This is a genomic window from Micromonospora sp. URMC 106 (assembly GCF_051386395.1).
In the GTDB taxonomy this organism is placed as follows: domain Bacteria; phylum Actinomycetota; class Actinomycetes; order Mycobacteriales; family Micromonosporaceae; genus Micromonospora.
On the sequence record NZ_JBPQTP010000072.1, the window covers coordinates 23,556 to 34,064 of the forward strand.

Genomic DNA, 10,509 nt, shown 5'->3' on the forward strand with positions numbered 1-10,509 from the left:
ACCGCGCCGACGGATCTTCTCCGCATCTGCGGTTCCTTCCGGGTGGAGACGCCGGGAGCGGACGTGGGACGGCCACGCCCGGCAACGGGGACGTGCGGAACGCACCGGAGCTGCCCAGGCCCCGGCATCGGCGCGATGGCTCCCGCACCCGAGGAACGCGCTTACCCTAGCCGATCCGGCACGCTTCTGGAAGCGCTCCCATGGCCACGCCATCCCAATCGGGTGAGGACCCCTCACCCCCGAGGGCGCCAGGATCGGCTCCGGCGGGCCCGTGCGCACCGGGCAGCTATCCCGTGAGGAGTGACAGATGGCCATCGCGACGATCAGCCGTACCGACCAGGACATCCAGTCCGCCGTCCTCGACGAGCTGACCTGGGAACCCCGGGTGCGGCCGCACGAGATCGGCGTGACCGTCTCCGAGGGCGTGGTCACGCTGACCGGTCGGGTCGACAGCTATGCCAAGAAGTGGGCCGCCGAACGGGCGGCGCACCGGGTCGCCCGCGTCCGGGCGGTCGCCAACGACCTGGCGGTGCGACTCGGCACCGGCGCCGAACGCGCCGACCCGGACATCGCCGCCGCGGCCGGGCACGCGCTGGAGTGGGACGCGTTCGTCCCGCTGGAGCAGCTCGACGTGACCGTCTCGCACGGCTGGGTGACGCTGCACGGCGAGGTCGACTGGGAGTACCAGCGCCGCGCCGCCGAACGGGCGGTCGCCCGGCTGACCGGCGTACGCGGGGTCAGCAACGGCATCACCGTCCGCCCCGAGACCCGGCCGGACGGGCACGTCCTGGCCGAGCGGATCGTCGACGCGCTCGCCCGCAACCGGGCCACCGAGGCGGAGCGGATCACCGTCCGGGTGCACGGCGACACGGTGGTGCTCGGCGGGCTCGTCCACTCGATGCCGGAGCGGGCCGAGGTGGAACGCACCGCCTGGTGCGCGCCGGGCATCCGCGAGGTGCAGAACCACATCGCGGTCGCCCCGGTGCTGCGCTGAGCCGCGCCCGGGCCGCCACGCCCCGCCCCGGCGGGCCGGGGTGGCCGCGCCGCAGGCGGAACCACCCGGGCGGGGTGAGCCGCCCTCACCCCGCCCCGGGCCAGCCTGGGAGACATGACTGATCCGAAGGGGTCGACCCGACCCCGGCGCGCCGCGCCCGGGTCCCGCCCGCCGGCCGCGGTGCCCGGCGCCGCGTCGGAGCGCCTCGACACGGATCGGCGGGTGACGACCGGATGACCACCCCACTCCAGGTCACCGCCCGCCTGCGGACCCCGCTGGCCGACGACGACCACGTCCGGGGGCCGGTGGACGCGCCGGTGACGATCGTCGAGTACGGCGACTTCCAGTGCCGGTTCTGCGGGGCCGCGTACCAGAACCTGCGGGAGCTGCTGCGGCAGCGGGCCGACACGGTGCGGCTGGCGTACCGGCACTTCCCGATCGTCAACATGCACCCGTACGCCGAGCACGCCGCCGAGGCGAGCGAGGCGGCCGGGCGGCGGGGGCGGTTCTGGGCGATGCACGACTGGCTCTACGAGCACCAGGACCAGCTCGACCCGGTGCACCTGTCGCTCGGCATCGCGCAGCTCGGGCTGCCCGCCGACGAGGTCGCCGCGGAGGTGGAACGGCAGGCGCACGGCGACCGGGTGCGGCGCGACTTCGTCGGCGGCATCCGCAGCGGCGTCGCCGCCGCCCCCACCCTCTTCGTCAACGGGGTCCGCCACGACGCCGGCTACGACCTGGCCGACCTCCTGGCCGCGGTCGACGCCGCCACCCCCTGACCCGCCTGCCCGCCGCCACCCGCGCCCGCGCGGGTGGCGGTTCAGATCAGGTGCAGGTCGCGGGCGCGGCGGACGGCTTCGCGCCGGCGGGTCGCGTCGAGCTTGCGGTAGATGTTGCGCACGTGGGTCTTGACCGTGTTGACCGACAGGGACAGCTCGGCGGCGATCTCCACATTCGACAGGATGCTCTGCAGGTAGCGCAGGATGGTCAGCTCACGCTCGGTCAGCGGCTCGTCCAGCGCCGCCGGGCCCTGTTCCGCCGGCGCTCCCTCGGCCGGCGCGTCCGCGCCCCGGACGAGGTCGCTGACCGTCGGCCAGTGCGCGGTGCCCGCGTCGAGGTGGGCGGCGAGCAGGTCCCGGAGTCCGGTCTCGGCGCGGGTGAAGACCCGCCGGAACCCCTCCGGCCCGGCCAGGTCGAGGGCCCGCTCCAGCACCCGTCCGGCCCGCCGGTCGTCGCCCGCCCGCCGGGCCAGCACCGCGTCCAGCACGGCGGCGTCCAGGCGTACGGGCAGCGGCCAGTCGGCCGCCTCCGGCGCCTCCCAGTCGGGCAGCGCGTACCCGGCGGCACGGGGGTCGCCCGCGCGCAGCTCCACCCGGGCCAGCGCGACGGCCAGCGGCGGGGCGGCGGTGTCGCGTACCCGGTCGGCGAGCAGGCGCCGGGCGTTGTCCAGGTCGCCGCGCGCCCCGCGCAGGTCCGCCTCGGCGGCCAGCAGCCAGGACGCCAGCTCGGCGGCCCGGGGCCGATCGGCCAGCCGCTCCCGCGCCTCGGCCAGCGCCCGGTGCCCGCCGGGCAGGTCACCGGCGTCGCGCAGCAGGTACGCCCGGCACAGCGCCGCCACCGCCGCCACGCTCGGCTCGTCCGTGGCCGGCGCGACCAGCGCCAGGTGCGCCTGCGCCTCCTCGGGCTGGTCCCGGTGCAGCGCGACCACGGCCAGCGCCAGGTACGCGTGCGCGCAGTCCTCCCGGCACGACCAGCCCTGACAGGGCGGCATGGCCAGGGCGTCCCGGGCCAGCGTCTCGGCGGCCCGCAGCTCGCCCCGCACGGCGTGCAGCAGGGCCGCCCGGCTGGCGCAGACCAGCTCCGTACGCGGCCGCCCGGCGTCGCGGGCCGCCGCCAGCGCCCGGGCGAAGGCGAGCCCGGCGGCGGGCAGGTCGCCGTCGGCCAGGTCGGCCAGCCCGAGCGCGGTGCCGGCCACCGCCCGCACGTCGGCGTCCTCGGCGGCGTCGCCGCGCGGCTCGGCCGGCACGGCGGGACCGGGGTCGAGCAGCCCGGCGGCAGCCCCCGGCTCCGCCGGGCCGATCGCGGCGGCACCGGTCGGGACGGCACCGGTCGCGGGTGGCGGGGTCGGACCGGTCGGGCCCGGCGTGGGGCGGCCGGCGAGCAGCCGGCCGGCGGCGGCGCGTACCGCCCCGGAGTCGCCGGCCAGCCGGGCCAGGGTGACCTCCAGCGCGGCGACCAGCCGCCGGAACCGGTCGCGGCGCGGCGCCGGCAGCGACCGGCCGGCGGCCACGGCGGCGTGCAGGTGCCCGGCGGCGGCGGTGACGTCCCCGGCCCGGGCGCGCTCGGCGGCGCAGGCGAGTGCGAGCTCCGGGTCGCGCCGCACGGCCTCCGGCGGCGGGGGCGCGGGCGCCGGCCCCGCGGGCGCGTCCCGGTCGTACGGGACCAGCTCCGGCCACCGGCCGACGAAGATTTCGGTGGCCCGGTCCCAGTCCCCGCCGGCCAGCGCGTGGCGCAACCCGTCGGCGGGCCGCCCGTTGTCGGCGTACCAGCCGGCCGCCCGCAGGTGCAGGTCGCGCAGCTCGTCGGCGGGCAACCGACCCAGCTCGGCGTGCAGCAGGTCGGCCAGCAGCGGCTGGCAGCGGTACCACGGCGGGCGGCTGTCGTCGCGGCGGAGCAGCCCACTGTCGCCGGCCAGGCCGGCCAGCGCCTGCTCGCCGTCGGCGCGCCCGGTGAGCGCGTCGACGAGCCCGGCGCAGACCGCGTCGGCGACGGCGGAGCGCCGCAGCACGTCCCGGGCCCGCGGATCCAGCCCGGCGAGCACCTCCTCGCGCAGGTAGCCGGCGACCTCCGGCTGGTCGCCGCCGAACTGCTCGGCCCAGCGGGCCGGGTCGGGCTGATCCCGCAGCGCCAGCGCCGCGAACCGGAGGGCCGCCGGCCAGCCGCCGGTGCGCTCCCGCAGCCGACGCACCCCGGCCGCCGGCAGCGTCACCCCGTGCGCGGTCAACAGGTCGGCGATCTCGTCGCCGGTGAAGGCCAACTCCTCCGGGCCGATCTCGGTCAGCTCGCCGGCCAGCCGCAGCCGGTGCACGGCCAGCGGCAGCCCGGCCCGCGCGCCGACCACCAGCCGCAGCCGCTGCTCGGCGTGGCGCAGCAGGAAGTCCAGCCCGGTCAGCGCGGCCGGGTCGGTGATCCGGTGCAGGTCGTCCAGGACCAGCAGCACCGGCCGTTCCCGGGCGGCGAGCGCCGCGGCCAGCACCTCCAGCTGGTCGGGGCGGGGAGAGCGGTCGGGCACGGGCGGTCCCGGCACGTCGTCGGCGGGATCGGCGGCCGCCCGCAGCGCCGCGGCCAGGTAGGACCAGAGCCGGTCCCCGTCGTCGACGGCCTCCACGGACACCCAGGCCGCCCGCGGCCCGGCGGGGTCCGTCGGGGCGTCCGTCGCGCCGAAGTCGCCCGGGCTCGCGCCGGGCGACCCGGTCTCCCGGGCGCCCTCGGCCGCCGCGGTCACCGGTCCCTCCCCCACCCGGCCCCGGTGCGCGCCGGCCTCCCCGGCGGCCCGGAACCAGGCGGCGAGCAGCGTCGTCTTGCCCCAGCCCGCCGGGGCGCGGACCAGGGTGACCGGGCCGGCCGTCCCCGCGTCCAGCGCCCGCAGCAGCCGGGGCCGCAGCAGCAGCGGCTCCGGCGGCGCGGCCGGGCTCAGCCGGGACGCCAGCAGCGGCGCGCCCGCCGGCCCGCCCGCGACCGCGACGACTTCCGTGTCCCGTACGTGCTCCGGCATCCGGCCCCACCCCCACGGACGCGTCCACTCCCCCAGGCCCTGCGGCGGGCGGTTACCCGGCCGGGGCCGGTTCACCCCTTCGGGGGGAGCCCGCTTCACCCCGGCCCCGGCGACCCTGGTGGCACGTGGCGACCGGCCGCGCGCGACGGCGCGCCCCGGGGCCGCGCGGGACGGAGGACCGGGATGGACGCGCGGGAACGGAGGGACCGGTGGGACGCATCGTGGGGATGGCCGGGGCCGGGCTCGCCCTCGCCGCGGCGGCCGGGGCGGCGGCGCTCCGGGCGCTGGCCGTACGCCGGCCGGGCTGGCCCCGTCCGGCCGGTGCCGACCCGCGGTCCGCGCGCTGGCAGGTGGTGACCGTGGACCGCGCGCCCGACGAGGTGCTGCCGGGCGGACGCTGGCCGGAGCCCCTGCGCCGGCTCGGCGGCGCGGTGCAGGTGCAACTGCGCCCGGCGCCCGGCTGCCGGGGCACCGAACTGGCCGCCCGGCCGCTGACCGGCGCGTCCCCGGCCGGGCTCGCCGCGCACCTCGTCGGCGACGATCCGGGGCTGCTGATCCGCCGGGCGCTGCGGCAGGTCAAACAGCTCGCCGAAACCGGCGAGGTGCTCCGCGCGGACCGCTCCGCCGTGGACCGACCGGCGGGGCTGCCGCGGTGAGGGCGCTGTGCTGGGTGGGCGCCGACGAGCTGGCCGTACGGCAGGTGCCCGACCCGGAGCTGCGCAACGGCCACGACGCCGTCGTCCGGGTCCGGCAGAGCGCCACCTGCGGCGGCGACCTGCCGCTGCTCGCCGGGCGGGTGCCCTTCCTGGCCGCCGGGGACGTGCTCGGCCACGAGTTCCTCGGCGAGGTGGTCGAGGTCGGCCCGGAGGTACGCCGGCACCGGGTCGGCGACCGGGTGGTGGTCTGCTCCTCGGTCTCCTGCGGCTCCTGCTGGTACTGCCGGCGGGACCTGCCCTCCTGCTGCGACAACGGCAGCGCCGACCCGGCCGTCGCCGAGGCGGCGTGGGGCCACCCGACCGGCGGGGCGTTCGGCCAGCCCCGGGCGATGGGCGGCTTCGCCGGCAGCCACGCCGAGTACGTCCGGGTGCCGTACGCGGACGTCGGCGCGTTCCCCGTGCCGGAGCCGGTCAGCGACGACCGGGCCCTGTTCGCCTCGGACGCCGCGCCGGCCGGCTGGATGGGCGCGGACCTCGGCGGGGTGCGCCCCGGCGACGTGGTGGCGGTCTGGGGCGCGGGCGCGGTCGGCCAGCTCACCGCGCGGGCCGCGGCGCTGCTCGGCGCGGAACGGGTGATCGTCATCGACGCGGAGGACGACCGGCTGCGGATGGTCGAGCGGCACGCCGGCGCGGAGACGATCGACCACCGGCTCACCGACGTCCCCGCCGAGCTGCGCGAGCGCACCGGCGGGCGGGGCCCGGACGTCTGCGTCGAGGCGGTCGGGGCGGCCCGGAACGGGCCCGGCCCCCGGTCGCTGGCGGACCGGTTCACCGGCGGCGCGGAACGGCCGACCGCGATCCGCGAGGCGGTGCACGCCTGCCGCAAGGGCGGCTCGGTCTTCGTGCTCGGCGAGTTCACGGGCTTCGTCGACACCTTCCCGCTCGGGGCGGTCACCAACAAGGGGCTCACCGTGCGGGGCGCGCGGCAGCACGGGCAGCGCTACATCCCGATGCTGCTGGAGCGGATGGCCCGCGGCGAGCTGCGCACCGAGCACCTGGCCACCCACCGGTTGCCGCTGGAGCGGGGCGCGGAGGGGTACGCGCTGTTCCGGGACCGCGCCGACGGCTGCGTCCGCGTCGTGCTCAGCCCCGACCCTCCGCCCGCCGGCGGCTGAGGCGGAACGCTGCGACCCGCCGGGCCGGGTGGCAGACTCGGCGGATGCGTGAGCAGCGGGCGTACGACGTCGTCCTGTTCGGGGCCACCGGCTTCACCGGCGGGCTGACCGCCGAGTACCTGGCCCGCAACGCCCCGCCCGGGCTGCGCTGGGCCCTCGCCGGGCGCAACCCCGGCAAGCTGGCCGCCGTCCGGGACCGGCTGGCCGGGATCGACCCGGCGCTGGCCGGGCTGCCCCTGCTCACCGCCGACGTCACGGACCCGGAGTCGCTGCGGACGGTGGCCGGGAGCGCCCGCGTCGTGGCCACCACCGTCGGCCCGTACGTCCACCACGGCGAGCCGCTGGTCGCCGCCTGCGCCCGCGCCGGCACCGACTACCTGGACATCACCGGCGAGCCCGAGTTCGTCGACCTGATGTACGTGCGCCACCACGCCGAGGCGGAGCGCACCGGGGCACGGCTGGTGCACGCCTGCGGGTTCGACTCGATCCCGCACGACCTGGGCGTCTGGTTCACGCTGAAGCACCTGCCGGACGGCGTGCCGATCACCGTCGACGGCTTCGTCCGGGCGGGCGGGCGGTTCTCCGCCGGCACGTACCACTCGGCGCTCACCGCGTTCTCCCGCACGGCGCAGGCGTCCCGGGCCGCCCGCGAACGGCGGCAGGTCGAGCCGCGACCGACCGGGCGACGGGTCCGCGCGGTGCCCGGCCGGGTCGCCCGCTCGACGGAGCTGGGCATGTGGACGGTGCCGCTGCCGACCATCGACCCGCAGGTGGTCCGCCGCTCGGCCGCCGCCCGCCCGGAGTACGGGCCGGACTTCCGCTACCGGCACTTCGCCGCCGTCAGGCGGCTGCCCACGGTGCTGGCCGCCGGGGCCGGGCTGGGCGGCCTGGTGGCCCTGGTGCGGCTGCCGCCGACCCGGCGCTGGCTGCTCGGCCGGCTCGCCTCCGGGCAGGGGCCGACGCCGCAGCAGCGAGCGAAGTCGTGGTTCCGGGTGCGGTTCCTCGGCACCGGCGGCGGCCGGCGGGTGCTGACCGAGGTGGCCGGCGGCGACCCCGGCTACGACGAGACGGCGAAGATGCTCGCCGAGTCGGCGCTCTGCCTGGCCACCGACGACCTGCCGGCCACCTCGGGCCAGGTCACCCCGGTGACCGCGATGGGCGACGCGCTGCTGGACCGGCTGGTCAAGGCCGGGATGACCTTCCGGGTGCTGGACCCGCCCCGCTGACCGTGGCCGTGCCGGCGGCGCCTGACGCCGGCGGCCGGGCGTGCCACCGCCGCCGGCCGCGCCGAGCGGACCGCCCAGGCCGGCGGCTTGACCCTCGACCAGGTTGAGACGACAGGATCACCGCCGTGGAGAGCGACCTGCGCAGCATCGGCGAGCTGGCCCGGGCCAGCGGGCTCACCGTGAGCGCCCTGCGGTTCTACGACTCGGCCGGGGTGCTGACCCCGGCCCTGGTCGACCCGGTCACCGGCTACCGCTGGTACACCGGCGACCAGGTGGCGCCCGCCCGGCTGGTCGCCGGGCTGCGCCGGGTCGGCATGCCGGTGGCCGAGATCGCCGCCGCGCTGCGGGCCGAGCCGGCCGAGGTGCACCGCCTGCTGGACGCGCACCTGCGCCGGCTGGAGGACGGCCTCGCCGACGCCCGCCGCGAGCTCTCCCGGATCCGTACGCTGATCGATCCCGAGGAGCGCCCCGTGACCACCCGCGTCGTCCTGTCCCGCGCCGACCTGGCCGCCGCCGTGGACGCGGTCCGCTTCGCGGTCGGCACCGACCCCGACCTGCCGGTGCTGACCGGCGTGCTGCTCGACGTGGACGGCGACGGCGTACGGCTGGTGGCGACCGACCGGCACCGGATGGCCCTGGGCCGGGCGGCGGGCCGGGTCGACGGGCCGGCGGCGCGGGTGCTCGCCCCGGTCGCCTTCGTCGACGAGGTGCGGGCCCTGCTCGACGCGGGCGCGGGGACCACCCCCGAGGCGCACCTGACCGTCACCGACGGGTCGATCTCGGTCTCCGTGGCCGGCCGGAGGGTCGACGCCGCCGCCCTGCCGTACGACTTCCCGGACTATCGCCGCCTGCTGCGCGCGGCGCCCGACGACGCGCCGACGCACCGGCTCACGGTCGACGCCGCCGCCCTGCGGTCGGCCCTGACCAGCGCGGACGCCCCCGTCGTCACCCGGCGGCACGACGGCACCCCGCTCGCGGTGACCGTGCTGGGGCCGGACGGCCGGGGCGGGGCGCGGCTGTTCCGGGCGGACGAGCTGGCCGGGGAGGAGGACGCGGTCCGGGTCGGCGTCAACGGCGGGTACCTGCTCCAGGCCCTCGACGCCGCCGGCCGCGGGCAGTTGCTGCTGGAGCTGGACGGCCCGATCGCGCCGCTGGCCGTGCGCCGCCCCGACGACGCCGACGCCTTCTCGATCCTGATGCCGATCCGCCTGTGAGTCCGCCGGTGGGGCACCGGCGGCCGGGACGGTTCGGGGGCGGTGAGGCGCGCCGGCCGGGCCGGGTCGGCGGGCGCTCCGGGTCGCACCGAGCGGCGACGGTAGCATCTGGGGGTCCACCAGACGTCCGGACGGAGGCGTACGGAGCAGCATGCTCGACATGGAGTTGATCCGGAAGGATCGCGAGGCGGTGGCGACCGCGCTGGCGAAGCGACTGGATCCCGCCGAGGTCACCCGGGCCCTGGACGAGATCCAGCGGCTCGACCAGGAACGCCGCGCCCTGATCAGCGAGATCGACGCCGAGCGGCAGCGCCGCAAGGCCGAGGCGCGCGCGTACGCGCAGGCGAAGCGGGCCGGCACCGAGCCGCAGGTGAGCGCCCCGGAGGCCGAGCGCAAGCAGCTCGCCGAGCTGGAGAGTCAGCTCGACGAGGTGCAGGCCCGGCTGCGCGGCCGGATGAGCGAGCTGCCCAACCTGCCCGCCGACGACGTCGTGCCCGGCGGCAAGGAGGCCAACCGGGTCGTCAAGACCTTCGGCGAGCCCCCCGTCATCGAGAAGGTCCGCGACCACGTGGAGCTGAGCCGCGCGCTCGGCCTGGTCGACCACGAGCGCGGGGTCAAGCTCGGCGGCTCCGGCTTCTGGATGTACACCGGCATGGGCGCCCGGCTGGAGTGGGCGCTGGTGAACTGGCTGATCGAGCGGAACATCGAGGCCGGCTACGAGTTCCTGCTCCCGCCGCACCTGCTGCTGGACAGCGCCGGCTTCGCCGCCGGGCAGTTCCCGAAGTTCTACGACGACGTCTACCACCTGGACAGGCAGTCCGCGCCGCGCGGGCAGTTCCTGCTGCCCACCGCGGAGACGGCCATCCTCGGCGCCTACCAGGACGAGATCCTGGACACCACGAAGCTGCCACTGAAGGTCTTCGCGTACACCCCCTGCTACCGGCGCGAGGCGGCCGGCTCGCACTCCGACGAGCGCGGCACCGTGCGCGGCCACCAGTTCAACAAGGTGGAGATCTTCCAGTTCACCCTGCCGGAGCAGGCCGACGCCGCCCTGGCGCAGATGGTCGGCCACGCGGAGAGCCTGGTCGAAGGGCTGGGCCTGCACTACCAGCGCAGCCTGCTCTCGGCCGGCGACGCCAGCGCCGCGATGCGGAAGACCCTCGACATCGAGGTCTGGATGCCGAGCACCGGCAAGTACAAGGAGGTCTCGTCGGTCTCCTGGGGCGGCGACTACCAGGCCCGCCGGGCGGCCATCCGCTACCGGGAGCCGGGCGGCAAGCAGACCCGCTTCGTGCACACCCTCAACGGGTCGGCGCTGGCGACCAGCCGGCTCCTCCCGGCGATCCTGGAGCAGTTCCAGCAGCCGGACGGCTCGGTGCTGGTGCCCGAGGTGCTCCGCGACCGCCTCGGCACCGACCGCCTCACCCCGCTCCGCTGACCCACCCGCGTCCCCGTCCCGCCCCCGTCCC

8 protein-coding genes are annotated in these 10,509 nt (G+C 77.9%); 7 read left to right on the plus strand and 1 reads right to left on the minus strand.

Going from position 1 to position 10,509, the window contains the following annotated elements; all coding sequences use genetic code 11:
- Positions 1-307: 307 nt before the first annotated feature.
- Together ACSNOB_RS21260 and ACSNOB_RS21265 are read left to right on the plus strand one after the other, a co-directional pair.
- Positions 308-994 carry a BON domain-containing protein gene (locus ACSNOB_RS21260; protein WP_393103055.1) on the plus strand — a complete coding sequence of 229 codons (687 nt, stop codon included), beginning with the start codon at positions 308-310 and terminating at the stop codon, positions 992-994.
- Between the two features lie 233 nt (positions 995-1,227).
- Positions 1,228-1,773 carry a DsbA family protein gene (locus ACSNOB_RS21265; RefSeq protein WP_393103053.1) on the plus strand — a complete coding sequence of 182 codons (546 nt, stop codon included), beginning with the start codon at positions 1,228-1,230 and terminating at the stop codon, positions 1,771-1,773.
- 41 nt (positions 1,774-1,814) lie between these two features.
- On the opposite strand, the gene ACSNOB_RS21270 is transcribed toward ACSNOB_RS21265, so the two are convergent.
- Complete coding sequence (locus ACSNOB_RS21270) at positions 1,815-4,844, minus strand: LuxR C-terminal-related transcriptional regulator (protein ID WP_436688220.1); 3,030 nt, start codon at positions 4,842-4,844, stop codon at positions 1,815-1,817.
- A 152-nt stretch (positions 4,845-4,996) separates the two neighbouring features.
- Between ACSNOB_RS21270 and ACSNOB_RS21275 the strand changes: the two genes are divergently transcribed.
- The 5 genes from ACSNOB_RS21275 to serS all read left to right on the plus strand — a co-directional run bounded on the left by ACSNOB_RS21275 (position 4,997) and on the right by serS (position 10,478).
- Positions 4,997-5,425 carry a hypothetical protein gene (locus tag ACSNOB_RS21275; protein ID WP_436688221.1) on the plus strand — a complete coding sequence of 143 codons (429 nt, stop codon included), beginning with the start codon at positions 4,997-4,999 and terminating at the stop codon, positions 5,423-5,425.
- Positions 5,422-6,600 carry a zinc-dependent alcohol dehydrogenase gene (locus tag ACSNOB_RS21280; protein ID WP_436688217.1) on the plus strand — a complete coding sequence of 393 codons (1,179 nt, stop codon included), beginning with the start codon at positions 5,422-5,424 and terminating at the stop codon, positions 6,598-6,600. Before ACSNOB_RS21275 ends, ACSNOB_RS21280 begins: the two co-directional genes overlap by 4 nt.
- Positions 6,601-6,644: 44 nt before the next feature.
- Positions 6,645-7,826 (plus strand): saccharopine dehydrogenase family protein, encoded by a 1,182-nt coding sequence (locus tag ACSNOB_RS21285; RefSeq protein ID WP_436688218.1) that lies wholly within the window; start codon positions 6,645-6,647, stop codon positions 7,824-7,826.
- A 137-nt stretch (positions 7,827-7,963) separates the two neighbouring features.
- Entirely contained in the window at positions 7,964-9,040 is a 1,077-nt protein-coding gene (locus ACSNOB_RS21290; RefSeq protein WP_436688222.1) for a MerR family transcriptional regulator, read from the plus strand.
- Positions 9,041-9,191: 151 nt separating this feature from the next.
- Positions 9,192-10,478, plus strand: coding sequence for a serine--tRNA ligase (serS, locus tag ACSNOB_RS21295; RefSeq protein WP_393103045.1), 1,287 nt, complete (start codon positions 9,192-9,194; stop codon positions 10,476-10,478).
- Positions 10,479-10,509 lie beyond the last annotated feature (31 nt).